The sequence below is a fragment of the Halocalculus aciditolerans genome, assembly GCF_014647475.1.
GTDB lineage: Archaea > Halobacteriota > Halobacteria > Halobacteriales > Halobacteriaceae > Halocalculus > Halocalculus aciditolerans.
On sequence record NZ_BMPG01000001.1, the window covers coordinates 956913 to 981057 of the forward strand.

Annotated in this window: 24 protein-coding genes; 14 read left to right on the forward strand and 10 right to left on the reverse strand. The window is 67.6% G+C overall.

Going from position 1 to position 24145, the window contains the following annotated elements:
- Window positions 1–24: 24 nt before the first annotated feature.
- Window positions 25–1992, reverse strand: coding sequence for a 3-hydroxyacyl-CoA dehydrogenase/enoyl-CoA hydratase family protein (locus IEY26_RS04910; RefSeq protein WP_188976403.1), 1968 nt, complete (start codon window positions 1990–1992; stop codon window positions 25–27).
- 164 nt (window positions 1993–2156) lie between these two features.
- Between IEY26_RS04910 and IEY26_RS04915 the strand changes: the two genes are divergently transcribed.
- From IEY26_RS04915 to IEY26_RS04925, 3 genes are all read left to right on the forward strand, one after another.
- Window positions 2157–2606: a hypothetical protein gene (locus IEY26_RS04915; RefSeq protein WP_188976405.1), complete on the forward strand. Its 450-nt coding sequence runs from the start codon at window positions 2157–2159 to the stop codon at window positions 2604–2606.
- A gap of 26 nt (window positions 2607–2632) precedes the next feature.
- Window positions 2633–3220 (forward strand): DNA-3-methyladenine glycosylase family protein, encoded by a 588-nt coding sequence (locus IEY26_RS04920; RefSeq protein WP_188976407.1) that lies wholly within the window; start codon window positions 2633–2635, stop codon window positions 3218–3220.
- Window positions 3221–3322: 102 nt separating this feature from the next.
- On the forward strand, window positions 3323–3577 hold the full coding sequence (locus tag IEY26_RS04925) for a hypothetical protein (RefSeq protein ID WP_188976409.1): 255 nt from the start codon (window positions 3323–3325) through the stop codon (window positions 3575–3577).
- A gap of 218 nt (window positions 3578–3795) precedes the next feature.
- Here the strand turns inward: IEY26_RS04925 and IEY26_RS04930 are convergent, their stop codons facing one another.
- Window positions 3796–5127, reverse strand: coding sequence for an ATP-grasp domain-containing protein (locus IEY26_RS04930; protein WP_188976411.1), 1332 nt, complete (start codon window positions 5125–5127; stop codon window positions 3796–3798).
- 92 nt (window positions 5128–5219) lie between these two features.
- Between IEY26_RS04930 and IEY26_RS04935 the strand changes: the two genes are divergently transcribed.
- The 5 genes from IEY26_RS04935 (at window position 5220) to IEY26_RS04955 (ending at window position 9743) form a co-directional block, all read left to right on the forward strand.
- Window positions 5220–6230, forward strand: a complete 1011-nt coding sequence (locus IEY26_RS04935; RefSeq protein WP_188976413.1) for a succinylglutamate desuccinylase/aspartoacylase family protein — start codon at window positions 5220–5222, stop codon at window positions 6228–6230.
- A gap of 63 nt (window positions 6231–6293) precedes the next feature.
- On the forward strand, window positions 6294–6692 hold the full coding sequence (sdhC, locus tag IEY26_RS04940) for a succinate dehydrogenase, cytochrome b556 subunit (protein WP_188976415.1): 399 nt from the start codon (window positions 6294–6296) through the stop codon (window positions 6690–6692).
- Window positions 6692–7072, forward strand: coding sequence for a succinate dehydrogenase hydrophobic membrane anchor subunit (locus IEY26_RS04945; RefSeq protein ID WP_188976417.1), 381 nt, complete (start codon window positions 6692–6694; stop codon window positions 7070–7072). Before sdhC ends, IEY26_RS04945 begins: the two co-directional genes overlap by 1 nt.
- Window positions 7073–7076: 4 nt before the next feature.
- Complete coding sequence (locus IEY26_RS04950; RefSeq protein WP_188976419.1) at window positions 7077–7919, forward strand: succinate dehydrogenase/fumarate reductase iron-sulfur subunit; 843 nt, start codon at window positions 7077–7079, stop codon at window positions 7917–7919.
- Window positions 7920–7922: 3 nt separating this feature from the next.
- Window positions 7923–9743: an FAD-binding protein gene (locus IEY26_RS04955; RefSeq protein ID WP_188976421.1), complete on the forward strand. Its 1821-nt coding sequence runs from the start codon at window positions 7923–7925 to the stop codon at window positions 9741–9743.
- A gap of 437 nt (window positions 9744–10180) precedes the next feature.
- Here the strand turns inward: IEY26_RS04955 and IEY26_RS04960 are convergent, their stop codons facing one another.
- The 3 genes from IEY26_RS04960 to purD all read right to left on the reverse strand — a co-directional run bounded on the left by IEY26_RS04960 (window position 10181) and on the right by purD (window position 12268).
- Window positions 10181–10375: a XapX domain-containing protein gene (locus IEY26_RS04960; protein ID WP_188976423.1), complete on the reverse strand. Its 195-nt coding sequence runs from the start codon at window positions 10373–10375 to the stop codon at window positions 10181–10183.
- 107 nt (window positions 10376–10482) lie between these two features.
- Window positions 10483–10935: a ferritin-like domain-containing protein gene (locus IEY26_RS04965; RefSeq protein ID WP_188976425.1), complete on the reverse strand. Its 453-nt coding sequence runs from the start codon at window positions 10933–10935 to the stop codon at window positions 10483–10485.
- A gap of 46 nt (window positions 10936–10981) precedes the next feature.
- The gene (purD, locus tag IEY26_RS04970) at window positions 10982–12268 is read right to left on the reverse strand and encodes a phosphoribosylamine--glycine ligase (RefSeq protein WP_188976427.1); all 1287 of its coding nucleotides are present in this window, start codon (window positions 12266–12268) and stop codon (window positions 10982–10984) included.
- 123 nt (window positions 12269–12391) lie between these two features.
- On the opposite strand from purD, the gene IEY26_RS04975 reads away from it, so the two are divergent.
- Window positions 12392–14497: a thioredoxin domain-containing protein gene (locus tag IEY26_RS04975; protein WP_188976429.1), complete on the forward strand. Its 2106-nt coding sequence runs from the start codon at window positions 12392–12394 to the stop codon at window positions 14495–14497.
- On the opposite strand, the gene IEY26_RS04980 is transcribed toward IEY26_RS04975, so the two are convergent.
- Window positions 14487–14882 (reverse strand): thioredoxin family protein, encoded by a 396-nt coding sequence (locus IEY26_RS04980; RefSeq protein ID WP_188976431.1) that lies wholly within the window; start codon window positions 14880–14882, stop codon window positions 14487–14489. The two genes, IEY26_RS04975 and IEY26_RS04980, sit on opposite strands and share 11 nt — an antisense overlap.
- A 198-nt stretch (window positions 14883–15080) precedes the next feature.
- On the opposite strand from IEY26_RS04980, the gene IEY26_RS04985 reads away from it, so the two are divergent.
- The gene (locus IEY26_RS04985) at window positions 15081–16115 is read left to right on the forward strand and encodes a PLP-dependent cysteine synthase family protein (RefSeq protein ID WP_188976433.1); all 1035 of its coding nucleotides are present in this window, start codon (window positions 15081–15083) and stop codon (window positions 16113–16115) included.
- Between the two features lie 542 nt (window positions 16116–16657).
- Here the strand turns inward: IEY26_RS04985 and IEY26_RS04990 are convergent.
- Together IEY26_RS04990 and IEY26_RS04995 are read right to left on the reverse strand one after the other, a co-directional pair.
- Window positions 16658–17110, reverse strand: coding sequence for a DUF5804 family protein (locus IEY26_RS04990; RefSeq protein WP_188976435.1), 453 nt, complete (start codon window positions 17108–17110; stop codon window positions 16658–16660).
- The gene (locus IEY26_RS04995; RefSeq protein WP_188976437.1) at window positions 17107–18306 is read right to left on the reverse strand and encodes a tRNA sulfurtransferase; all 1200 of its coding nucleotides are present in this window, start codon (window positions 18304–18306) and stop codon (window positions 17107–17109) included. The genes IEY26_RS04990 and IEY26_RS04995 overlap by 4 nt, the downstream gene beginning before the upstream one ends.
- Window positions 18307–18441: 135 nt before the next feature.
- Between IEY26_RS04995 and IEY26_RS05000 the strand changes: the two genes are divergently transcribed.
- Window positions 18442–19431, forward strand: coding sequence for a ring-cleaving dioxygenase (locus tag IEY26_RS05000; RefSeq protein ID WP_188976439.1), 990 nt, complete (start codon window positions 18442–18444; stop codon window positions 19429–19431).
- A 754-nt stretch (window positions 19432–20185) separates the two neighbouring features.
- Here IEY26_RS05000 and IEY26_RS05005 read toward each other — a convergent pair.
- Together IEY26_RS05005 and cyaB are read right to left on the reverse strand one after the other, a co-directional pair.
- Complete coding sequence (locus IEY26_RS05005; RefSeq protein WP_188976441.1) at window positions 20186–21406, reverse strand: methionine adenosyltransferase; 1221 nt, start codon at window positions 21404–21406, stop codon at window positions 20186–20188.
- A gap of 68 nt (window positions 21407–21474) precedes the next feature.
- Complete coding sequence (cyaB, locus tag IEY26_RS05010) at window positions 21475–22014, reverse strand: class IV adenylate cyclase (protein WP_188976443.1); 540 nt, start codon at window positions 22012–22014, stop codon at window positions 21475–21477.
- 115 nt (window positions 22015–22129) lie between these two features.
- On the opposite strand from cyaB, the gene IEY26_RS05015 reads away from it, so the two are divergent.
- The 3 genes from IEY26_RS05015 (at window position 22130) to IEY26_RS05025 (ending at window position 24082) form a co-directional block, all read left to right on the forward strand.
- Window positions 22130–22312, forward strand: coding sequence for a DUF7511 domain-containing protein (locus IEY26_RS05015; RefSeq protein WP_188976445.1), 183 nt, complete (start codon window positions 22130–22132; stop codon window positions 22310–22312).
- A gap of 52 nt (window positions 22313–22364) precedes the next feature.
- The gene (locus IEY26_RS05020) at window positions 22365–23312 is read left to right on the forward strand and encodes an FKBP-type peptidyl-prolyl cis-trans isomerase (protein ID WP_188976447.1); all 948 of its coding nucleotides are present in this window, start codon (window positions 22365–22367) and stop codon (window positions 23310–23312) included.
- 212 nt (window positions 23313–23524) lie between these two features.
- Window positions 23525–24082 (forward strand): NUDIX hydrolase, encoded by a 558-nt coding sequence (locus IEY26_RS05025; RefSeq protein WP_188976449.1) that lies wholly within the window; start codon window positions 23525–23527, stop codon window positions 24080–24082.
- Window positions 24083–24145: the final 63 nt, after the last annotated feature.

Consider the following 24145-nt stretch of genomic DNA (forward strand, 5'->3'; position numbering starts at 1 on the left):
AATACCCCCCGCGTGTGCGCGTGGTTATTGTCCGGTGAAGTCGGGGTCGCGGTCGCCCATGAAGGCGGTGAGCCCCTCCATGAGGTCTTCGGTGTTCATGAGCTGGCCGAAGGCGAGGGCTTCGGCTTCGAGGCCGGCTTCGGTGCTCTCACGGCCGGCGCGGAACGCGCGCTTCGTGTAGCGCTGGGCGACGGGCGGACCCCGCGCGAGGTCGCGGGCGAGCTCCATCGCGGTCTCGGCGAACTCGTCGTTCGGCGTGACGTCGTTCACGAAGCCGTAGTCCGCCATGGTGTCGGCGTCGTAGCGCTCGGCGGTCATGATGATCTCCTTCGCGCGGCCCTCGCCGACGATATGCTTGAGTCGTTGCGTGCCGCCCCAGCCGGGGAGGAGGCCGAGGTTGTGCTCGGGCTGGCCGAACGTGGAGCGCTGGCTGGCGACGCGCATGTCGGCGCAGGCGGCGAGCTCCATACCGCCGCCGAGGCAGTAGCCGTCGATGCCGGCGACGACGGGTTTGTCGGACTCTTCGAGGCGGCCGAACGCCTGCTGTCCGGTGCGGGAGAGTTCGACGGCGTCGAGGGGGTCGGCGCTCCCCGCCATGCTCTGGACGTCCGCGCCCGCGGAGAACGCCTGCTCTCCTGCGCCCGTGATGAGGATGGCGCGGACTTCCTCGTCGGCTTCGAGGACGTCCATCGCGGCTTCGAACTCCTCGAGGAGTTCGGCGGAGATGGTGTTCATTCGGTGGGCGCGGTCGAGCGTGATGTGGCCGACGCGGTCGTCGACGGCGACTTCGAGGTTCGAGTAGCTCTGCTCGGTCTCCGTGCTGACCTCGTGGTGGAAGTTCTCGCCGCCGCTGGCGAGCTGCACGAGTTCGTCCGCGGCCTCGTAGCGCGCCTCGTCCGTCTCGGAGTAGAGGTCGGCGAGCGTCTCGTAGAGGTCGAGCAGGCCGTAGTCGTCGGCCATCCGCGCGGGGCCCTCGGGGAAGCCCGCGCCGAGCATCACGGCTTCGTCGACCTCGTCGGCGCTCGCGACGTCGTTCCCGACGAGCTTCGCCGTCTCGTTCGCCATCACGGCGAGCACGCGCGACTTCACGTCTCCGCGGACGGCGTCCGCGGAGATGTCCGCGCCGCCGTCCTCGTAGTCGTAAAAGCCCTGGCCGGATTTCTTCCCGAGGTCGCCGGCGTCGACTTTCTCGGTGAGGAGCGGGCAGGGCTCGTAGGCGTCTCCGAGCACGGACTGCATGTAGTCGAGGACGTCGTAGGCGACGTCGATGCCGACTTGGTCGGCGAGTTCGAACGCGCCCATCGGCAGGCCGATGTCGTACTTCGTCGTCGAGTCGACTTCGGCGATGGTGGCGTCGCCCTCGTGGACGATCCACGCGGCCTCGTTGAGGAGCGGGACGAGCACGCGGTTCACGATGAAGCCCGGGGAGTCCTTGTGGACGCGGACGGGCGTCTTTCCCATCGCTCGCGCGAGGTCGACGGCGAGGTCGACGGTCTCCTCTAAGGTGTGTGCGCCCTCGATGACCTCGACGAGCTGCATGCGGATGGGCGGATTGAAGAAGTGCATCCCGCAGAACTGCTGCGGGCGGTCCGTGACCTCCGAGAGCTCCGTGACGGAGAGGCTGGAGGTGTTCGTCGCGAACACGGCGTCCTCGGGGGCGTACTGTTCGAGCTCCCGGTAGACGTTCTTCTTGATGTCCATCTTCTCCGGGACGGCCTCGATGACGAACTCCACGTCGCTCACGGCCTCCTCTAAGTCGACGACGGGCGTGACGCGGTCGAGCGCGGCGTCGGCTTCGTCCTGCGTGAGCTGTTCGTTGTCGACGAGCTTATCGAGACTCCACTCGACCTGCTCGTAGCCGTGCTCGACGAACTCCGCTTTGATGTCGCGGAGCGTCACGTCGAACCCGGCGAGCGCGGCGACTTCCGCGATGCCGTGGCCCATACTTCCGGCTCCGAGCACCGCGATGCTATCGACGTCGTCGATGTCCATACCGAGTCGTCTCGGGGCCACCGATTGAAGGTTTCCCTCCCGCGTCGGGAACGCTCGGCGGGTTTACGGGCGTTGACGCGGATTCACTCGGGAACCAGCCGGTGCGTGGCGCTCCCGGACGACCTGACGAAACATTAACTTGACTCCGGTCGGAGAGATTCGATATGCCCCGTCACGCCCTCCCGGCCGCCGTCAGCGGCGGCCTCGCCCTCGTCGACGGCGTCCTCCGCGGCCTCCAGCAGTTCGGTCCCGCCTTCCTCGTCGACCTCGGCACGACCACGATCACCCTCGGCCAAGTCATCGTGGCCGTCCACGTCCTCGGGGCGCTCGTCTCCCCGATCCTCGCCCTCGCCGCCGGCTACTGGCTCGGCGGCCGCGTGCCGTTCGACCGGGAGTGGTCGACCGTCCTCCTCGCGGTCGCCGCGGCGGCGCTCGTCGCGTTCTTCGTCGGTGAAGGCGCGTTCGTCGTCGGCGCGACGGTCGTCGCCGACGGGATGAGCGTGACCGGGCCATCCACCGCGCTCGTCGTCGTCTGGGAGGCCGTCGTCGGAACCGTCACGCTCGCCACCGCCGTCTTCGCCGGCGGGGCCGTCCGCACCTTCCGACAGACATAGCCCGCTCCGCCGCCTTCTCTCCCGGCATGACCGACACCGACGATGACGCCCGCGACGCCCGTGCCGTCCTCACTCGCGACCCCGCCATGGCCGACCTCGTCGCCGAACACGGCCCCCTCACTCTCGAACCCGCCGACGACCCCTTCGAGCGCCTCGTCGTCGCCGTCGTCAACCAACAGCTCTCCACGCAGTCCGCCGCCGCCATCCGCGACCGCCTCTTCGACGCCGTCGACGTCACCCCCGACGGCATCCGGAACGCCGACGACGACACCCTCCGCGACTGCGGACTCTCCGCGCAGAAAATCCGCTACGTCCGAAACATCGCCGACCACTTCCCCGACGGCATCGACACGGCCACCTACGCCGACGCCACCGACGACGACGTCCGCGCCGACCTCACACAGATCACCGGCGTCGGCGACTGGACCGCCGACATGTTCCTCATCTTCTGCCTCGGCCGCCCCGACGTCTTCCCCGTCGGCGACCTCGGCATCCGCAACGCCATGACCGCCGTCTACGGCATCGAAGACCGTGCGGCCATGGTCGAAAAAGCCGAAGAGTGGTCGCCCTATCGCAGCCACGCCGCCCGCTACCTCTGGCGCGCCGTCGACTGACGCGACAGCGATTCGACGCGTTCTCCCCGAGAGCCCGTGGTTTTAGTGTCCCTTCCCGCATACTCGCCGGTAGATGCTCGACCGCCGCCCCGGTGATCGCTCGTGAGCGCCTTCTCACTCATCATCTTCGTCCCCGCCATCGCCATCGCCGGCATCGCCGGCTACGTCCTCGCCGACGAATACGAAGACCGCCTCCGCTCCTGGTACGCCATCGTCGAAGACCTCCTCTGGCTCGTCGAAATCGCCTTCATCCTCTCCTGGTTCGCCCTCCTCACCCAGCAGGGCTTCGGCGGCCTCGTCGTCGCCGTCCTCGGCTCGCTCGCCATCGGCGGCTACTTCTACTTCGACGAACGCTAATCTCTTCGTCCGCTCACCACGTCGAGCGGCCGCTCCGAATTTCGTGCTCGAACCGGGCTGACTCGTTCCCACGTTGCCCGGCTCGCGTGTCGCTCCCTCTCGGTCGCTCCCGTCACCGGAACGCAGAGCGTTCCGGCTGCGAGCGAGAACAGAGTTCTCGCCACCGCTCGCCTGAACGCGGTTCTCACTCCTCGTTTCGCTCGTCGTTCCGAACCGCGTTATTCTTCGGAGTCGCCTTCGTCGGTGGCGTCGACGCGGCGGCGGACGTCGACCTGGTAGTTCTTGAGGATGTCGCGGCCGAGGAGGAGGGGGTACTCCATGTGGCCGCGGTCTTCGAGGCTGGCGGCGACGGTGTGGCGGTCGCCGCCGACGCCGACGACGATGTCGACGACGGGCCGGGACTTCCCGGATTTCACGCTCCCGGATTTCACCTTCGTCATGGACTTGATGGGGCCAGCGCCGATTTCGGCGGCGAGCCGGGTGTCGATGCTGGTGCGGGACGCGCCGGTGTCGGATTTCGCGAGGACGCGACGCGTCCCCGAGGTCCCGGAGACGAGGACTTCCTCGGTGTAGCCGATGACCTGGTCGGCCTCCGTGGGCGCTTCCTCGCGCTGCGTCGGGACGCCCTTCGGCGTGGAGGTGTCCATGCGCGCGGAGAGCGCTTCGACCTGCTCGTCGTCGACGCTCCCGCCGGCCTCGCGGATGGCGGCGCGCGCGATGTAGGGCGCGGGGCAGACGCCCGTCGCCGAGAAGAGCCCTTTGAAGCCCGCGGTCGGGTTGACTTCGAGGACGTACCAGCCGTCGTCGCCCTGAATGACGTCGACGCCCGCGTAGTCGAGACCGATGGTCTCGGCGGCGCGAACGGCGATATCCTCGACCTCCTTCGGGAGGTCCTCGACGCCTTCGACGTCGCCGCCGAGCGCGACGTTCGTCCGCCAGTCGTTATCCGGGGCGTACCGCCGCATCGCGCCGACGATTTCGTCGTCGACGACGTAGACGCGGAGGTCCTGGTGGCGGTCCTCGTCCCGCTCGATGAGCCGCTGTAAGAAGGCGTAGCGGTCGCCGACCATCGGGTTCACGTCCTCGTCCCTCCCGACCTTCCACGTCCCGCCGCCGTGCGTCCCGATAGCCGTCTTGAAGACCGCTTCCTCGCCGTACCGGCTGCGCTCGTCGTTCAGGCGGTCGGCGTCGAGAGAGAGGAGGGCGTCGGGAACGCGGACGTTCGCGTCCGTGAGCGCCGTCGCCGTCGCGAACTTGTGGAAGGCGGTGAGGACGTTCGACGGCCGGTTCAGCATCGGTCGCGTCCGCGCGTACGTGCTCGCCAGCCCGAGGAGCTCCGCCGGCTGCTCCGTGTTCGACAGCAGCAGGCGGTTCGCCACGATGTCCACGTCCGGTGAGAGCGACACCTCTCCGTCCGCGATGTCGATGGAGATAGTGTCGTCGCGCAGCCACACGCCCGTGTGCCCGAGGTCTTCGACCGCGTTCAGGATAGCCTTCGTCTCACGGCTCGTGTGCAGGCTCAACACGCCCACGCGAACGTCGTCGTTCATACTCACTGGCACAGAGCCGCCGGCCAAAGGCCTGCCGAACTCCGCGCACGGAGTCGAAAAGCGTTACCCCGCGCCCCTACTCCACTCGAGTAATGGCTCACGGGGCGTTCACCTTCAACGGCGGTTCGGTCGCACCCGGGGAGACCCAGCACTTCCGGTACAGCGTCAGCGAAACCTACCTCGGCGACCCCGTCCGCCTCCCCGTCAACGTCGTGAACGGCGAGCGGGACGGCCCGACGGTCGTCCTCACCGCCGCGACACACGGCGACGAACTCAACGGCATCGAGGTCGTCCGCGAAGTCGCCACCGACTGGGACCACACCGACCTCCGCGGCACCCTCGTCTGCCTCCCCGTCGTGAACGTCCCGGGCTTCATCGCCCAACAGCGCTACCTCCCGATCTACGACCGCGACCTCAACCGCTCCTTCCCCGGCGACCCCGATTCGACGTCCGCGAAGCGGATGGCGAACACCATCTTCCGGAACTTCATCGAACCGGGCGACGTCTGCCTCGACTTCCACACGTCGACTCGCGGCCGCTCGAACATGATTCACGTCCGCGCCGACATGAGCGACGACGACGTCGCCCGCCTCGCGAGGGCGTTCGGATCGAACGTCATCCTCGACAGCGACGGGCCGTCGGGGACGCTCCGCCGCGAAGCCAGCGAAGCCGGCGTCCCCACCGTCACCGTCGAGATGGGGGAAGCCCACCGCTTCCAGCGCGCGTTCATCGACCGCGCGCTCGACGGCGTCGTCAGCGTCCTCGCCGAGTACGGCCTCCGCGAAATCGGGAGCGTCCGCTGGCCCGGCTGGCGCACCGTCATCGAATCCGGCGAGAAGACGTGGCTCCGCGCGGACGTCGGCGGCCTCGTCGAAACCCACCACGAGCAGGGCGACCTCGTCGAGGAAGGCGACACCATCTGCACCATCGCCAACCCCTTCAAGACCGAGCGCACGACGGTCGAAGCGCCCTTCACCGGCCTGCTGGTCGGCATCCTCGAGAACCCGCTCGTCTACCCGGGGAACCCGCTCTGCCACCTCGTCGAACTCGACGAACCGACGACTCGCGCCTACGAGCAGGCCGGTGGGACGCCGCAGGCCTGACCCGCAGACGGCCATGCCCGCTTAGTAACTTCTATGTGCGGGCGGCAAGGAGTGACAAGTGGTATGAGCCAGTCGTACGACCGAGGCCTCGTCGAGGACTTCGGCCGGTGGAAGGAGTTCTCGGCCGGGATGTGGGCCTGGGTTCTCCATAAATTCACGGGCTGGGTGCTCATCGGGTACCTATTCACGCATATCGCTGTACTGAGCACCGCACTCCAGAGTCCGGAGGCGTACACGCAGACGCTCCACGGACTAGAGAGCCTGGCCGTCGTCCGCGTCCTCGAAGTCGGACTGCTCGCGGTCGCCGTCTTCCACATTCTGAACGGCGTCCGCCTCCTCTTCGTGGACCTCGGGCTCGGCCTCGACCTCGACGTACAGGAGAAGAGTTTCTACGCGGCGCTCGTCCTCACGGCCGTCATCGTCGTGGCGAGCGTCCCGACCTTCATGGAGGGGGTGTTCTGATGTCGAACTCGAACAACCCGGAACGCGTCTCCAGCTTCGCGTACGGTGGCACGCGCTGGCTGCTTCAGCGCCTCACCGCCGCGTTCCTCGTCGTGGTGCTCGCGTTCCACTTCTTCCTCCTCCACTTCGCCGTGCACGCACCAGAAATCACGTTCGCCGGGTCGCACTTCCGCATGCAGCAACTCGGCTATCTCGTGACGATGGTGCTCTTCCTCGCAACGGCGACGTTCCACGGGACGAACGGCATCTACAACGCCCTCGTCAACCAGGGCATCGAGGGGACGCAGAAACAGGCGGCGAAGTGGATTCTCGTCGTCGCGAGCCTCCTGCTCTTCGTGCAGGGCGCGCGCGTCGCCTGGCAGCTGACGGTGGGATTCTAACACTATGAGCACGCAAACGCCGAACACGGACGCCGAATCGGACTCGCCGCAGGCCGAGCGGATGGAGCGGAAGGCCGAGCGGGACGACGAAGCACGCGCGAAAGCCGGGACGGACGCCGACGAGCGCCAGATCACGCTCAAGGTCTTCCGCTACGACCCGGAGATTCCGGACAAACAGGAGCCGCGCTTCGACACCTTCGAAGTCCCCTTCGAGCCCGGTATCACCGTCCTCGACGCGCTCATCTACGCGCGCGACACCTACGACTCCAGTCTCACCTTCCGGCACTCCTGCCGGCAGGCCGTCTGCGGGAGCGACGCGCTCTTCATCAACGGCAGCCAGCGCCTCGGCTGTCAGACGCAGGTCGCCGACCTCGACGACTCCGAGACGGTTCGCGTCGAGCCGCTCCCCCACCGCGACGTCGTGAAAGACCTCGTCGTGGACATGGACCACTTCTACGACCAGATGGAGTCCGTGGAGCCGTACTTCAGTCCGACAGAAGAGCCGGACGGCGAACAGCTCCAGTCCCGCGAGAACCGCGAGAAGATCAAGATGAGCACGCGCTGCATCTGGTGTGGCGCGTGTATGTCCTCCTGTAACATCGCCGCCGGCGACAACGAGTACCTCGGGCCGGCCGCGATCAACAAGGCCTACCGCTTCTACTTCGACGACCGCGAGGACGAACAGCGCCAGCAGGAACGCCTCGAAATCATCGAGCAAGAACACGGCGTCTGGCGGTGTCAGACCCAGTTCTCCTGTACGACGGTGTGTCCGAAGGACATCCCGCTCACGGAGCACATTCAGGAGCTGAAGCGCGAGGCAGTCAAGCAGAACCTCAAATTCTGGTAATCTATGTACGAACACGACGTTATCGTAGTCGGCGGCGGCGGCGCGGGACTCCGCGCGGCCATCGGCGCGCACGAGGCGGGTGCGGACGTGGCTATCGTCACGAAACTCCACCCGGTTCGCTCCCACACGGGCGCGGCCGAGGGCGGTATCAACGCGGCGCTCCGCGACGGCGACGACTGGGAGCTCCACGCCTACGACACGGTCAAGGGCGGAGACTACCTCACTGACGCGCCGGCGGCGGAGACGCTCGCGCAGGACGCCCCCGAGAACGTAGTACAGCTCGAGAACTGGGGGATGCCCTTCAGTCGCGAAGACGACGGCCGGATGAGTCAGCGGCCGTTCGGCGGGCTCTCCTTCCCACGTACCACGTACGCGGGCGCGGAGACCGGCCACCACCTCCTCCACACGCTCTACGAGCAGGTCGTCAAGCGCGGCATCACGGTCTACGACGAGTGGTACGTCACGCGTCTCGCCGTCACGGACGAGGACGACCCCGAAGACCGCAGCTGCCACGGCTGCGTCGCCTGGGACGTCCAGACCGGCGAAATAGCCGGATTCCGCGGGCGCGACGGCGTCATCCTCGCAACCGGCGGTGACGGCCAGGTCTTCGACCACACGACGAACGCCGTCGCCAACACCGCGGACGGCGTCGCGATGGCGTACCGCGCCGGCGTCCCCATCGAGGACATGGAGTTCGTCCAGTTCCACCCGACGACGCTCCCCTCCACGGGCGTCCTCATCTCCGAAGGGACGCGCGGCGAGGGCGGTATCCTCTACAACTCCGAGGGCGAACGCCTCATGTTCGAGTACGGATACGCCACGAACGACGGCGAACTCGCCTCCCGCGACGTCGTCTCCCGCGCCGAGCTCACCGAGATCAACAGCGGGCGCGGCGTCGACGACGAGTACGTCCACCTCGACATGCGCCACCTCGGCGAGGAGCGCATCATGGACCGCTTGGAGAACATCCTCCACCTCGCGGAGGACTTCGAGGGGGTCGACGGCCTCGAAGACCCCATGCCGGTCAAACCCGGCCACCACTACGAGATGGGTGGCATCGAGACGAACGAGAACGGCGAGACCTGCATCGACGGCCTCTACGCGATCGGCGAAGCCGCCTGCGTCTCCGTCCACGGCTCCAACCGCCTCGGGGGCAACGCGCTCCCCGAACTCATCGTCTTCGGCGGCCGCGCCGGCCGCCACGCCGCCGGCGCGGACGTCGGCGAACCCGAGATTCCCGTCGGCAAATCCGGCGACGGCATCGAGGAGAGCGACGTCCAGTACCCCGTCGACCCCGGCAGCGCCGACGAGACGTCCGCCGTCGTCTCCGGCGACACGCCCGACGACGTCATCGACGCCGCCGTCGAGGCCGAAACCGAGCGCATCGACGGCCTCCTCGAAAAAGAGGACGGCGTCAACCACGCCGAAGTCCGTTCGAAGATTCAGAAGACGATGACGGACAACGTCAACGTCTTCCGCGAAGAAGACGGCATCCGGGAGGCTCTCGAAGTCATCCGGGAAGCCCGCGAGGAGTACCAGGACGTCTACGTCGCCGACAAATCCCGGACGTTCAACACGGACCTCCAGCACACCATCGAGACACGGAACGTCATCGACACCGCCGAAATCATCGCCATGGGCGCGCTCGCCCGCGAGGAGTTCCGCGGCGCGCACTGGCGCAAGGAGTTCCAGGAGCGCCGCGACGACGAGTGGCTCAAGCACACCTGCGTCTCCTGGAACGACGGGAACCCCGAACTCTGGTACCGTCCCGTCCTCCTCGACGGCGAGAACAAGACCTACGAACCGAAAGAACGGTCCTACTAACGCACGTTTTTATCGCGAGCGCCCGGCGATGCCGGGCGCTCGATAAAGACCTGCACTAAAAGCTCGGCGCGCTCCCGTCGCGCCCATTCGGGCGCGGTGGTCGCGCTTGAGCCTCGCGCGGAGCGCGAGTGAACCGCTCGGCTCGGCCTTTTCAAGGCGTCACCAGTAATCTGAGATTTCTGGTTGGCGAACGAGACGCTTCGCGTCTCGTTAACGCTCGCCTCGCGGATGCTCACCGTCCTTGTTTCGTCGCTGTTCTCGGTTTCTTCCGAATTACTTCGACAGTAACGCGGACGCTACCCTGCCGACGATTCGCCGAACGTTCAAGTGTGAGAGCGCGGCGAACTCGGGCCGTGACGTGAGAACGCGCCCGGGAGGGGGTTCGGTGAGTGGCGGCGACCTCCCGGCGAGTCGAAGAGCGCGGGCCGTCCGAACGCTTAGAGGCCGAGCCGGCCGAGGACGTCGACGCCGACGCCGGTGTATTCGACGGCTTTGTAGCCGAGGTAGATGCCGACGATTCCCATCACGCCCGCGAGGTTCGGGGGCGCGGGGATGGGGACGCGGAGCGCGGCGAAGACCGCACCGGTCACCGCGCCGACGAGGAGCGCGACGGCGACGAGAGTCGTGTTCATCACTCGTCGGGTCGCGCTCCGCGGTCAAAAAGGTCGAGATTCACCGGACGCACTCGTCTGCCGAGGGAGATACGGCCCGGGTCGACAGACGGGCCAGTGCCGGCGCGTTACTCCTTGTACTCCTTGCGGTAGCCCTTGAACTCGGTGCGGTGGGCTTCCTCGTCGGCGAGGAGCGTGACCGCGAGGTCCTCGGTGACGGGGTCGTCGGCTTCCTCGGCGGCCGTGATGAGCGCGCGGTAGGTCTCGATGGCGTCGTTCTCGGCGGCGACGACGCCGTCGATGACGGAGACGACGTCCGTGGTGTCCTCGGGCGGCTGGAGGTCGTGCTGGCTGGCTTCGAACGCCGCGGAGCCGGGCGGCGCGGCGTCGAGCTGCTTGAGTCGCTCGCCGAGCTGTTCGGCGTGCCCGAGTTCCTCCTGGATGTCCGTCTGGAGGCTCTCCTTGATCTCCTCGGCGCGCACGCCGTCGAGGACGATGCTGTTCGAGAGGTAGTTCATGACCGTCTCGATCTCGTCCTGATACGCCTTCTGCAGTAGCTCGATGACTTGGTCGTCTGCCATGTTTCGGTCTTCGAGCGCCTCCGATAAAGGTCTAGGTGCCGCCGCGCTACTCGCCGCGGAGGGTCGCCATGTGGTCGATGCGCCGTTGGACGAGCGCGTCGGTGCCGATGTCGTGGCGGACGTGGAAGCCGTCGTCGACGTCGGCGAGTGCGGCTTCCGCCTGGGCCTCGGCGGCGGTGATGCTGTCGGAGCGACCGACGACCGCGAACGACCGGGAGGTCGTCGTGTAGACGCCGCCGTCGCGGGCGTCGACGCTCGCGTAGAAGAGGAGAGCGTCGCCTACGGAGTCCTCGTCGACGACGACTTCCGCGCCGGCTTCGGGGTCGGTGGGGTAGCCGGCGGGGACGGCGTACTTGCAGACGGTCGCTTCGCCCGAGAACTCGAGGGCGGGGAGGGCGTCGCCGTCGCGCGCGGCGGTGAGGACGTCGATGAACGGCGTCTCCATGACGGGGAGCGTATTCATGGCTTCGGGGTCGCCGAAGCGCGCGTTGAACTCGACGACCATCGGGCCGTCCGTGGTGAGCATGAACTGGCCGTAGAGCACGCCGCGATACTCGGGGAGCGCGTCCACGACGGCCTCCAGTACCTCGACGGCGGCCTCGTAGTCGCCGTCCTGCATGAACGGCAGTTCCAGCGTCGTGTCGCTGTAACTCCCCATCCCGCCGGTGTTCGGGCCGTCGTCGCCCTCGTAGGCGCGTTTGTGGTCTTGGACGGCGGGCGTGGTGCGGAGGTCGCCGTCGGCGACGAACGCCTGGATCGTGAACTCCTCGCCGACGAGGCGGTCCTCGACGACCCACTCGCCGTGGCCGCTGTCGCGGACGTAGTCGGCGGCCTCGGCGTGCGTCACTTGGTCGCCGGTGACTTTCACGCCTTTTCCGCCCGTGAGGCCGGTTGGTTTGACGGCGACGTCGCGCTCGAGTGATTCGACGTAGTCGGCGGCCTCGCTCGCGTCGTCGAACGTCTCGAAGCCCGGCGTGCCGGGGATGTCGTGTTCGGCCATGAAGTCGCGCTGGAAGGCCTTGTCCGTCTCCAGGCGGGCGTCGGCCTGTCGCGGCGCGAACGCGTAGATACCGGCGTCCTCTAGGGCGTCGACGACGCCGGCCTGTAGCGGGGCTTCGGGGCCGACGGCGACGAGCGTTGCGCCGACGGCTTCCGCGGCCTCGACGACCGCGTCGGCGTCCGTCTCGTCCACGATGTGTACGGAGTTCGCGAGGCGGTCGATACCCGGGTTCCGGTTACTCGCCGCGGCGTGCAGGTCGCAGTCGGGCGCGAGCGCGCGCGCCATCGCGTGTTCGCGGCCGCCGCCCCCTACGAGGAGCACTGTTTCGGTCATACCCGACCCGTGAACGCACGGAAGTGTAAACCTTCTCCTACTGAACACACTGAGTGTACACGAACGTGCCTTCGTTTCGTCGAGTCACGCGGGCTTTTCCGCCTCGCGGACGTCGACTCCCGTATGAGCGACCCGACGCGGCGCAACCGACTCGACGAGGAGGCGAGCCCGTACCTCCGCCAGCACGCCGACAATCCCGTTCACTGGCAGCCGTGGGACGACGACGCCTTCGAGGCTGCCGCGGAGCGCGACGTCCCCGTGTTCCTCTCCGTCGGCTACTCGGCCTGCCACTGGTGTCACGTGATGGCCGAGGAGTCCTTCGCGGACGACGACGTCGCCGAGACGGTGAACGAGCACTTCGTCCCCGTGAAGGTCGACCGGGAGGAGCGCCCGGACGTCGACGACGTCTACATGACGGTCGCACAGCTCGTGCGCGGCGGCGGTGGCTGGCCACTCTCCGTCTTCCTCACTCCCGACCGCCGGCCGTTCTGGGTGGGGACGTACGTCCCGAAGGAGGCGACGCGGAACCAGCCGGGGTTCGAGCAGCTACTCGAGGACGTCCACGAGGCGTGGGAGACGGACCGCGAATCCATCGAGGAGCGCGCGGATCAGTGGGCGGCGGCGGCGCGCGGCGAGCTCGAAGCCGTACCGGACGAAGCCGGCGACCCGCCCGGAGCCGAGGTGCTCTCGGAGGCGGCGGCGGACGCGGTGCGGAGCGCGGACCGGGCGAACGGCGGATTCGGCCGGCAGCCGAAGTTCCCGCAGCCGGGGCGCGTCCGCCTCCTCCTCCGCGCCGCGCGCGAACTCGGCGGCGACGACTACCGGGAGGTCGCGGCCGACGCGCTCGACGCGATGGCGAACGGCGGTCTCTACGACCACCTCGGGGGCGGCTTCCACCGGTACTGCACGGATTCGGACTGGACGGTCCCGCACTTCGAGAAGATGCTCTACGACCAGGCCGAACTCTCCACGGCGTACCTCGCGGGCTACCAGGCGACGGGCGAGGAGCGGTACGCCGACGTCGTCGAGTCGACGCTCGCGTTCACCGACCGCGAACTCGGACACGATGCTGGCGGGTTCTTCAGCACGCTCGACGCGCGGAGCGACGGCGTCGAGGGGAAGTTCTACGTCTGGACGCCCGGCGAAGTTCGAGAGGTACTCGGCGACGATGACCTCGCGGCGCTCGCCTGCGACCGCTGGGGAATCACGGACGCGGGGAACTTCGAGGGCGCGACGGTGTTGACGGCGGACGCGTCGCTCACGGCGCTCGCCGACGAGTACGGACTCAGCGAAGACGAGGCCGCGGCGCGCGTCGAGAACGCCCGGGAAGCGCTGTTCGCGGCGCGCTCCTCGCGAACGCGACCGGCGCGCGACGAGAAAATCATCGGCTCGTGGAACGGCCTGATGGTGTCGGCGTTCGCCCGCGCGGGCCTCGCCTTCGACGACGAGTACGCCGCCCGCGCCGCCGACGCGCTCGGGTTCGTCCGCGAGCACCTGTGGAGCGAGGACGAGAACCGACTCGCGCGCCGCTGGAAGGACGGCGACGTGAAGGGCGACGGCTACCTCGAAGACTACGCCTTCCTCGCGCGCGGCGCGCTCGACACCTACGCGGCGACCGGCGACCACGACCACCTCGCGTTCGCGCTCGACCTCGCCCGCGCCCTGTGTGAGGTGTTCTACGACGCCGATGTGGAGGCGCTGTACGCCGCGCCCGCCAGCGACGACCTGCTCGCGCGTCCGCAGGACCTCACCGACCAGTCGACGCCGTCGCCCGCGGGCGTCGCCGTCGACGTCCTCCAGCGCCTCGACGCGTTCGCGCCCGACGAGGCGTTCGGCGATATCGTCGACGCCGTCCTCTCGACGCACGCGGAGACCATCGAGAACAGTCCGCTCCAGCACGTCTCCCTCGTCGACGCCGCCGTCACGCGCGCGAACGGCCTCCTCGAAACGACGGTCGCCGCAGACCGCGTCCCCGACGAGTGGCGCGCGCTCCTCACCGAGTCGTATCGTCCGGACCTCTTGCTCACCCGTCGCCCGCGCGGCGACGGCGAACTCGACGCGTGGCTCGACGACCTCGGCGTCGCCGAGACGCCCGCAATCTGGGCGGACCGCGGGGCGCGGGACGGCGCGGACGCCACCGCCTACGTCTGCCGGCGCGCGTGCTCACCGCCGCTCCACGAGACCGCAGAAGTCGACTCCTGGCTGGCGGACTTCGCCGTTACGCCGTGAGGTCCGCCGTGGAGAGCTGGTTCGCGAGCGTCACAGCGATGGAGTCCGGGGCGTCCTCGACGAAGCGAGCGAGCTCCTCGCCGTCGAGTTCGACGACGACCGTCGGAATCAACTCGATGTCGTACTCGTCGACGAGCTCGCCGGATTTCGAGCCGTCCGCGTTCTTCTCGACGGGGTAGTGGTGGACGCGGTCGCCGGCGGGGTCGACGCCCGCTTCGTCGAGCGCGGCCGCGAACGTCGGGAGCTGGTTCTGACAGTCGCCGCACCAGTCGCCGCCCCACACGCGGAAGACGACGTTCTCACTGAGCGAGCGGAGCGTCCCCACCGCGTCGTCGTCGAGGTCGGCGTCCGCCGCGGGCTGCATCGTTTCGAGCGTGCCAGTCATACCCGGGAGAACGCACTCGACCGGCTTAACGCGTGCGGGGACGGAGAGATTCGCCAGCACTCGGCGGCGCGCCAGCAGCGTCGGTGACTCTCGCGCTGTCGACGGGGGTCGCTCCCGGCGTCGGCGGCATCGCTCGTCGTCGGCGGCCTCTGCCGGCGTCCATCACTCCCTTAAGCGTGAACTGCCTACGGGGGAGTAATGAAGGATAGCATACTGGACGCAATCGGCACGCCGCTGGTCCGCGTCGCCTCCCCCGAAGGCGCGACGGTCGCGGCGAAGGTGGAATCCTTCAACCCCGGTGGGTCCGCGAAAGACCGCCCCGCGCGAGCGATGGTCGAAGCCGCCGAGCGCGCCGGCGACATCGAACCCGGCGACCGCCTCGTCGAAGCGACGAGCGGGAACACGGGGATCGGCCTCGCCGTCGTCGCCGCCGCCCGCGGCTACGACCTCACCATCGTCATGCCCGCCTCGATGTCCGAAGAACGCCGCCGCCTCCTCCGCGCGTACGGTGCGGACCTCGAACTCGTCGAGGGCGAGATGCAGACCGCCAACGCTCGCGCCGACCAGATCGCCGCGGAGGCCGACGCCTTCCTCATCGGCCAGTTCAAGAACCCCGCGAACCCGCGTTCGCACTACGAGACCACCGCCGAGGAAATCCTCGACCAGGTCGACGGCCGCGAAATTGACGCCTTCGTCGCCGGCGTCGGAACCGGCGGCACCATCACCGGCACCGCCACCCGCCTCCTCGAGGAGTTCCCCGACATGGAGGTCGTCGCCGTCGAACCCACCGAGAACGCCGTCCTCTCCACCGGCAAATCCGGGAACGACCGGTTCCAGGGGATGGGCCCCGGCTTCGTCTCCGACATCCTCGACGTCGACCTCATCGACACCATCGAAACCGTCGACATCGACACCGCCGAAGCCGAATGCCGCCGCCTCGCCCGCGACGAAGGCATCCTCGTCGGCCAGTCCTCCGGCGCTGCCAGCATCGTCGCCCGCCGCGTCGCCGAACGCATCGCCCAACCCGAACTCAACTGCCCCGACGTCGAACTCCCCGAAATGTTCGACAACCCCGGCGACCCCCCCGAACTCCGCTCCGACGGCGGCCGCGACCTCGACGACCACCGACCATCCTCCGACGGCGGCCCCGACGGCTACGACGACTGCCCCCTCGTCGTCACCGTCTTCCCCGACTCCGGCGAACGCTACCTCACCGCCGGGACCTTCGACTGAACTTTTCTATTGTCGTTCGAAAGGCGCTTCGCGCCTTTCGTGATGACGAGACGGCAGCGCCGTCTCGAACCACGAGCGCTGGCGGAGCCAGCGCTCGATAAAAAGCTTCACCAAAACCCTCCTCGCTCCCAGGGTCGGAGCAAAGCTCCTCCTTGCCCGCACTCGCTCCGCTCGCGCGGACTCCGGTCGCTCGTCGGCCTCGCGCTCGCTGGCTCGCGGCTTCGCCGCTCGCCTATTCCGTCGCGCTTCGCGCGACGTGCCGCTCGCGCGAGTGAACGGCGACCCTTCCGGGTTCTTCGAACCACTCGGGTCACCGATGCCGGACGGATATCCCTCCAACTCCGGTTAGCATTCGCCGCCCGAGCGGTCCGTTAGAACCCGATTCACTCGCCGTAGGCGAGGCCCAAGCGCGACCAGAGTCCGCGCGAGCGGAGCGAGTGCGGGCAAGGAGGAGCTTTGCTCCGACCCTGGGAGCGCGCAGGGCTTTTAGTGAAGGTTTTTATCGAGCATGGCGCAGCGCGCCATGCTCGCAATAAAAAAGTTCATGCGAAGAATTCGCCTTTCGTCACTCTGACGACGACGGATTCGTCGTAGTCGGCGCGTTCGTAGGTTCCTTCTTGGGCGTCGCCGCGGAGGACGAAAGTCGGGTCGACGAGGCGGTCGTCGTCGACGCCGTAGACTTTGAGGCGGTTGACGGGTTCGTCGGGGTCGAGGTCGCCGTCGCGGATCTGGCGGGCGAGGGGGCGAGAGAGCCATTCGGTGGTGCTGACGGACGGCTCGCGGATGATGGCGTCGCGGGTGAGGCGGGCGAGGTACCAGTTGAGGTCGTTGAGGAGGGTGACGGCGTTCCCGAGGCTGTTCGTCCGTAGCTGGAGGGTGTTCGTCCAGGGTTCGGAGACGTCGTAGGTGGCGAGGGCGCGGCGCGCGGTCTCGTAGGAGTAGATGTCGATGCGGAGGTCGACGTCCTCCTTGCCGAGGAGGCAGACGCGAGTCACCGCGCGTCCACCTCGCCGAGCTCGCCACGGGGGTCGATAGTGGTCGCTGACTGGGCGGCCGCTCGCGCCCACTCGGGGAGGGCGTCGGGTTCGGCGTCGATGGTGGCGGCGTGCGAGCCCTTCGTCTCCGGGCTGTTCGGTGCGAGGCGCTCGCAACCGACGTTCATCGTGGAGTCGCGATAGGTGTCGAGGTCGCGGGCGAGCGCGATAATCTCCTGTTTGTCCATCGTGAGGAGCGGGCGGTGGACGGGGAGGCTGGTGGCGCGGTCGACGACGCCGAGGTTCGTCGTCGTCTGACTCGACTTCTGCCCGATAGCCTCGCCGGTGACGATGCCGACGGCCCCGGTCTCGTGGGCGATCTCCTCGGCGACCATGTACATGAAGCGGCGGTAGGAGAGCATTCTCGTCTTGCCGACCTCGTCGTGGAGGCGCTGCGCGTACTCGCCGGCAGCAACGCGGCGGACGGTCATGTCGTAGTTCGGCGCGAAATCGGCGAGGCGGCGGACGGTTTCGACGGCGCGCGCTTCGTGGTCGGGGCCGCCGAACGGGCCGAGGTCGAGGTAGACCGGGATAATCGGCGCGCCGCGTTTCATCCCGAGGTAGGCGGCGACGGGCGAGTCGATTCCGCCGGAGACGAGCGCGACGAGCGGGTTCTGCGTCCCGAGCGGGAGGCCGCCCGGGCCCTCCCGGTTTTCGAGGAAGACGAACGCCTCTTCCGCTCGGACTTCGACGGAGAACGTCACGTCGGGGTCGTCGAGGTCGACTTCGGGGTCGAAGGCGTCTTCCACCGCTTCCCAGACGGCCTGTCCGCCCACGCGGCCGACGTCCTCGCTCGTGAAGTCGTGCTCGCCGGCGCGGCGGGCGTCGACGGCGAACGCGCCCTCCGTATAGGCGTCGCGCGCGGTTTCGGCGAGGACGCCGGTGATGTCGTCCATCTCGGGGGTGACGCTTCGCGCGGGGCTAGCGGAGACGACGCCGAACGCGTCGCTCGCGGCGTCCGCCGCCGCGTCGGGGTCGGTCTCCCGAATCACGAGCCGCCCCCACTGGCGTTCGACGCTCCCCGGAATCCCTCTGTCCGCGAGGAGCGCCTCGATGTTCTCGGCGAGCCGCTGCTCCATCTTCCCCTGCACGCGGCTACTCTTCACGCCGACGTCCCCGTGCCTCACGAGGACGCAATCGGCTCCCGGCGGCTGCATAGTCACTGAGAGACTCCCGGGGAATAAACCGCCTTCGCCTCGCAGGATTCTCCCGTCTTCGATACTGACGTCGACGGAACCCGGTTACACTCGCGTCAGCGCGCACTCAAGTCCCCACGTCCCCTACGACGAGGTATGGCAGAACCGAACCCCACGCCGGGGATTCATCACGTGACGTGCATCGCGGGCGACCCGCAGGAGAACCTCGACTTCTACGTCGGGACGCTCGGCCTCCGCCTCGCGAAGCGCTCCATCAATCAGGACGACCCCTCGACCTACCACTTCTTCTTCACGGACGCGGAGGGGACGCCGGGGACGAGCATGACGTTCTTCCCCTGGGAGGACATGCGGCAGGGGAAGGTCGGCTCCGGGCAAGTGTCTCGAACGGCGTTCCGCGTGCCCGAGGGCAGCCTCGACTACTGGGAGGGCCGCTTCGACACCTACGGCGTCGACTACGACGACCGCGTCGAGCGCTTCGGCGAGACCGTCCTCCCCTTCCGCGACCCGGACGGCCTCCCCGTCGAACTCGTCGAAGTCGAAATTCCCGACGACGATCCAACCGTTCCGTGGACGGAGTTCGTCCCCGAGGAGCACGCTATCCGCGGCTTCCACTCCGTGACGCTCTGGCTCGCCGACACCCAGCCCACCGAGGAACTCCTCGGCGTCATGGGCTTCGAGGAGGTCGGCGAGGAGGAAGCCGAGGGCGACACGCCCGGCGACGTCCGCACGCGCTTCGAAGCCACCGGGAAAGTCGGAAGATACGTCGACGTCCTCCCGACCATCCAGGGCGGCCGGCAGGGCCACGGCACCGTCCACCACGTCGCCTTCCAGACCCCCACGGACGACGACCAGGACGCGATGCGGAACGCCGTCCGCTCGCGCGGCCTCAACCCCACCCCGCAGATCGACCGCCACTGGTTCCGCTCCGTCTACTTCCGCGAACACGGCGGCGTCCTCTTCGAACTCGCCACCCGCGAACCGGGATACACCGCCGACGAACCCCTCGACGACCTCGGCGGCCGCCTCGTCCTCCCCGGTAAGTTCGAAGCCCAGCGCGACCAGATCGAAGCCGGCCTCACCGACATCACCATCCCCGAACCCGAAAACGTCGAAGCCGAGAACTGACGCCGTCGGACGGGGAGATGGGGGCTTTTGCGGTGATGGTTCGGTCGTTAGGTGGATGTGCGAGTCTATCGCCCGTCAGTCCGGGACCTCGACCGAGATTTCTTGTAGGCAGGGAAGAATGTCCCAGCATGACTGATCCGGAATCGCTGGCGGTCGGCGGTCTTGCTGGAGTGGCTGCAGCTGGCGTCAACTATATCGATGGGCTGGAGAGCGTGCAACTCTTGGTGTGTCTCGGAGCAGTCTGGGCAGTCGGTGGGTGGTCACTGTCTCAGAATCGCCGAGTCCTGCGGCACTCAGACACCGTACATCGACTGCTATGTGTTCTGTTACTTGTCGGTATTCCGCCGTTCGCCATTCACGCCGACCTCCCGCTCGGCGAGTTTCGGGTTCCCCTCATGTTTCTCGCAACGGGCGTCGCAGCTGCAGGCATCGGTCTGGGAGCAGATATGAACAAATCGAGCAATGGGAACTGAACCGTAGCTCCATGACCGCAGATGAATCCCGACGGGAAGGAGTGACGCAGGACTCTTCCGGTAACCTCCCACCCTGTACTGAACGGTGAGAATTTCCTATCGCAGGTGAAACGAACGAGCGTTGAGCGTCCGCGAGCGAGCGGCTCGAAGAGCCCGAGCGGAGCGGTTCACTCGCGCGATAGCGCGAGGCCCAAGCGACCCCAGAGGGGTCGCGCAGGGCTTTTGGTGGAGCTTTTTATCGAGCGCCCGGCGACGCCGGGCGCTCGCAATAAAAAGGTCCGTTAGAAGGTAGAGAGTTCGCCGTCGATGACGCGTTGGGTGATGTCGGTGACGTTGGCGAGTTCGTCGTCGACGATGGCTTGGATGTCGGCTTCGACGTCGGCGATGGCGGTGTCGTCGTCGGTGACGACGTGGACGTCGGCGACGTGGGGTTCGTCGATGGGGCGGCCGATCTGGGAGAGGAGGCGGACGCGGAGGTCGCGGATTCCCTCTACTTCGTCGACGACGGAGTGCGCGATTTCGGTGGAGAGGAGGTTGTAGATCTTCCCGATGTGGTTGACGGGGTTCTTTCCACTGGTTGCTTCCATGCTCATGGAGCGGTTGGGGGTGATGAGGCCGTTGGCGCGGTTTCCTCTTCCTACTGAGCCGTCGTCGCCCTGTTCGGCGCTGGTGCCGGTGGTGGTGAGGTAGATGGAGCCGTCTTCGTAGTCGTCGGCGGTGTTGACGTGGACGGAGACGTCGCGCGTGGTGTATTCGTCGGCGAGGTCGAGGACGGCGGACTGGATGTCGCCGACGAGTGCTTCGTAGTCGTCGAGGCCGTCGATGTAGGCGTCGACGGCGGCGGCGGCGACGGTGAGGTCGATCTGGTCGCCTTCGCGTTTCCCCATGACTTTGACGTCCTGACCGATGCCGGGGTGGTCGTCGTGGAACGCGCGGTTGAGGTAGCGTTCGGTTTCGAGGACGAGCGTCTCGGTTTCGGTGAGGGGCGCGTGGCCGACGCCGAAGGAGGTGTCGTTCGCCATCGGGACCTGCTTGCCGTCCTCGCCGAAGACGTCTTGGAGGTCGCCGGATCCTTCGCCGAGTTTCACGTCGACGATGACGTCCGTTTCGAGGTCGAGGTCGGGGAAGTGCTCGCGGAGGTAGTCGCGCGCGGCTTCGAGCGCGATGGAGTCCACGGGGATGTGGTGTTCGACGCCGTCGTCGTCGACGTAGTACTTCGTCGCGCGGCCGACGATGAGGATGTAGATGGGTTCGACGACTTCGCCGCCGCCGTAGGCCGGCGCGGCGTTCCCGGCGACGAGCTGCGTCTCGTCCGTGTTGTAGTGGAGGACTTTCCCGACGCGGTCGAGGTAGGTCTGGGCGAGCTCTCGGGAGACGCGCTCGGCGATGCCGTCACAGATGGAGTCGGGGTGGCCGATGCCCTTTCGCTCGACGATTTCGACGGCCTCGTCCTCGACCGCGCCGCGGTCGAGGGTCTGCACGCGGATGTTCCGCTCAGTCATACTCGCTCTTGGCGCTCGCCCGGCCTATAACCTTCCGGAACCACACGGACTGTGAGTATACCTACCAGTTATTCGAGGAGGAGGCCGAGGTAGGACGTCGTCACCTGACTCTCGGGGTCGAGGCCGAGGTCGCGGAGCACGTCGAACGCGCCCTCGCGCGCGGACTCGACGTCCCCTGACTCCCGTTCGACTTCGACGAACTCGCCGACGCCCTCCACGGTGTCGAGCGTCACGGTGTACCCCTTGAAGTCGAAGTGGGTGCGCGTCTTGTTGACGGTCGCCGCGGGGTCGAAGTCGAGGGCTTCGAGAATCGCGCCCATGTCGTCGCCGTCGCCGACGCCCACCTCGATCTCGCGGCGCGTCTTCGACTTCGTATCCACTTTCGGGCCCTTGTACGTCACGCGCGCCGCCTCCGTGCGCTCCGTGTCGTCCTCGAAGCGGACGCGTCGGATGCGGAGCGCCTCGTCGGTCGCTTCGAAGTCGCGGTGAGGCGCGTTGTAGTAGGTGTCTGACTGGTGGACGGTGTCGGATTCGGTGGCGTCCGTGTCCGCGAGCGCCGCGCGGACCTCGTCGTGGTCCGCGGGGACTTTCACTTCGACCTCGTACATAGTCGTGGGTCGCGGACCGATTGGATAAACCGCCCGGAACCGCGCGGCTCTATAGCTCTCCCTATCCCTCATAGCGACCTTCATAATCCACACGGGACGATACATAGTCGAGCCGATGTCAACGCAGTCCCACCTCGTCGACCCGGACGCGGATGCACTGGCCGCCGTCGTCGAATCCGGCGTCACCGGCCCCGACCGCTGCACGGTCTACCCGCGAGACCTCCCGGAAGCCGACCGGACGACCACGTGGCTCACCGTCAACGCGTCAGTCCTCTGCGACCTCGACGACCACCGGTAGCTCGCGCGGCGGAAACGTGATTCTTAAGGGTGGAACGACTGTCCATTGGTGTATGAGTGACGACCAAGAGGCCGACGTGGCCGACGAGACCGAGGCCGACGAAGCGGCCGAGGAAGAGACCGGATTCCAGCGCGGCGACTTCATCAAACTCGCGTACACCGCACGAACCGTCGAGGACGGCGACCTCGTCGACACCACCGACAAGGAAGTGGCCGAGGAAGCCGACGTCGACGTCGAGGACCGCGACTTCTCCCCGCGCACCATCGTGCTCGGCGAGGGCCACATCTTCGAACCCGTCGAAGAGGACATCATCGGGAAGGAGATCGGCGACGACGGCAGCGTCGTCGTCCCCGCCGCCGACGCGTTCGGCGAGTACGACGAGTCCGAAGTCCGCACCGTGAGCGCGGACAAGATCCCCGAGGACTCCCGCTACCCCGGCGCGCACGTCGACATCGACGGCGAGCACGGCCACGTCGAGACCATCATCGGCGGCCGCGCCCGCGTCGACTTCAACCACGCCCTCGCCGGCGAGGACATCGAGTACGAGTACGAGATCGTCGACGAGGTCACGGACACCCTCGAGAAGGCCCGTGGCATGATCTCGATGTACTTCGACGTCGAACTCGACATGCACATCGAGACCGACGAGGTCGAGGAGGAAGTCCCCGCGGAGGACGAGGACGAGGAGCCCGAGACGGAGACGGTGGAGCAGGAGACGCTCTACATCGAATCCGACCCGCAGCTCCAGTTCAACCAGCAGTGGATGATGGGCAAACAGCAGATCCTCCAGCAGGTCATGCAGCAGACCGGCATCGACCGCGTCATCGTCCAGGAGATCATCGACGGCTCCGGCATGGGCGGCATGATGGGCGGGATGGGCGGTATGATGGGCGGCATGGGCGGCGGCGAGGACCTCGGTGACCTCGAGGACGCCCTCGAAGACGCCGACGTCGACGCCGACGAAATCGCCGAGGAGCTCGAAGCCGAAGACCTCGAGTAAACCACCCGACCTCCGACTGTTCACGTTCTTTCGCGACACGACCGACAGCGACGGCCGTCGCGTCCGCCGCGGAGTTTCGTCGACCACGCCACCGGTCGCCGCTGTCCGAACGGTTATCCGATTCCTCGCCCAATATCGTGGTATGAGAATCTACACCACGCCGACGGTCGGGCATCGTTCAGTGAACGCGTTCGAGAAATGGGGTCCCGACGATGCGCGTTGACGACCGCTGGTACCGCGCCCAGCAGTCCGCACAGCGCGGCGAGCAGGCCTATCACGACCTGCGCGAGCGCTACGACGACTTCACCGAACGCGAACGCACTCAGCGCGTCTCCCGCGGCCACTTCGAGACGCTGGTCGACCGCATCGACGCCACCGGCGCGCCGTTCGGCGCACACACCCTCGTCTACCGTCCCGACGGCGACCTCCTCCTCGTCCGCCACACCGGCGTCGACCTCTGGGTCCTCCCCGGCGGCGGCGTCGAATCCCACGAATCCTACCGCGAAGCCGCCGAGCGCGAACTCCGCGAGGAAGCCGGCGTCGACGCGACCTACGACGGCCTCGCCATCCTCACCCGCCTCACCATCGAGAGCGGCGACTACCGGACCACCGGCGTCCTCCCCGTCTTCGAAGCGACCACGGACCAATCACCCGTCCCCGACGACCCCGACGAGGAGATCAGCGCCGCCCGCTGGTTCACCGACCTCCCCCGCGACACCCGCGACCGCGACACCCTCGTCCAGTGGCGCAACCGCCGCCTCCGCGCCTGACGGAAACACCGTCCGGAGACCTCGCGCCACGGGACACACGAAACCGTCTCCTCCGGCGTTGAC

Bases quoted from the DNA above. Each gene is read 5' to 3' on its own strand.
- purD (WP_188976427.1), bottom strand. From the start codon at position 12,268: ATGACCGAAACAGTGCTCCTCGTAGGGGGCGGCGGCCGCGAACACGCG.
- IEY26_RS04950 (WP_188976419.1), top strand. From the start codon at position 7,077: ATGAGCACGCAAACGCCGAACACGGACGCCGAATCGGACTCGCCGCAG.
- sdhC (WP_188976415.1), top strand. From the start codon at position 6,294: ATGAGCCAGTCGTACGACCGAGGCCTCGTCGAGGACTTCGGCCGGTGG.
- IEY26_RS04975 (WP_188976429.1), top strand. From the start codon at position 12,392: ATGAGCGACCCGACGCGGCGCAACCGACTCGACGAGGAGGCGAGCCCG.
- IEY26_RS05015 (WP_188976445.1), top strand. From the start codon at position 22,130: ATGTCAACGCAGTCCCACCTCGTCGACCCGGACGCGGATGCACTGGCC.
- IEY26_RS04960 (WP_188976423.1), bottom strand. From the start codon at position 10,375: ATGAACACGACTCTCGTCGCCGTCGCGCTCCTCGTCGGCGCGGTGACC.
- IEY26_RS04980 (WP_188976431.1), bottom strand. From the start codon at position 14,882: ATGACTGGCACGCTCGAAACGATGCAGCCCGCGGCGGACGCCGACCTC.
- IEY26_RS04920 (WP_188976407.1), top strand. From the start codon at position 2,633: ATGACCGACACCGACGATGACGCCCGCGACGCCCGTGCCGTCCTCACT.
- IEY26_RS04910 (WP_188976403.1), bottom strand. From the start codon at position 1,992: ATGGACATCGACGACGTCGATAGCATCGCGGTGCTCGGAGCCGGAAGT.
- IEY26_RS05020 (WP_188976447.1), top strand. From the start codon at position 22,365: ATGAGTGACGACCAAGAGGCCGACGTGGCCGACGAGACCGAGGCCGAC.
- IEY26_RS04930 (WP_188976411.1), bottom strand. From the start codon at position 5,127: ATGAACGACGACGTTCGCGTGGGCGTGTTGAGCCTGCACACGAGCCGT.
- IEY26_RS04955 (WP_188976421.1), top strand. From the start codon at position 7,923: ATGTACGAACACGACGTTATCGTAGTCGGCGGCGGCGGCGCGGGACTC.
- IEY26_RS05025 (WP_188976449.1), top strand. From the start codon at position 23,525: ATGCGCGTTGACGACCGCTGGTACCGCGCCCAGCAGTCCGCACAGCGC.
- IEY26_RS04965 (WP_188976425.1), bottom strand. From the start codon at position 10,935: ATGGCAGACGACCAAGTCATCGAGCTACTGCAGAAGGCGTATCAGGAC.
- IEY26_RS05000 (WP_188976439.1), top strand. From the start codon at position 18,442: ATGGCAGAACCGAACCCCACGCCGGGGATTCATCACGTGACGTGCATC.
- IEY26_RS05005 (WP_188976441.1), bottom strand. From the start codon at position 21,406: ATGACTGAGCGGAACATCCGCGTGCAGACCCTCGACCGCGGCGCGGTC.
- IEY26_RS04915 (WP_188976405.1), top strand. From the start codon at position 2,157: ATGCCCCGTCACGCCCTCCCGGCCGCCGTCAGCGGCGGCCTCGCCCTC.
- IEY26_RS04995 (WP_188976437.1), bottom strand. From the start codon at position 18,306: ATGCAGCCGCCGGGAGCCGATTGCGTCCTCGTGAGGCACGGGGACGTC.
- IEY26_RS04935 (WP_188976413.1), top strand. From the start codon at position 5,220: ATGGCTCACGGGGCGTTCACCTTCAACGGCGGTTCGGTCGCACCCGGG.
- IEY26_RS04985 (WP_188976433.1), top strand. From the start codon at position 15,081: ATGAAGGATAGCATACTGGACGCAATCGGCACGCCGCTGGTCCGCGTC.
- cyaB (WP_188976443.1), bottom strand. From the start codon at position 22,014: ATGTACGAGGTCGAAGTGAAAGTCCCCGCGGACCACGACGAGGTCCGC.
- IEY26_RS04945 (WP_188976417.1), top strand. From the start codon at position 6,692: ATGTCGAACTCGAACAACCCGGAACGCGTCTCCAGCTTCGCGTACGGT.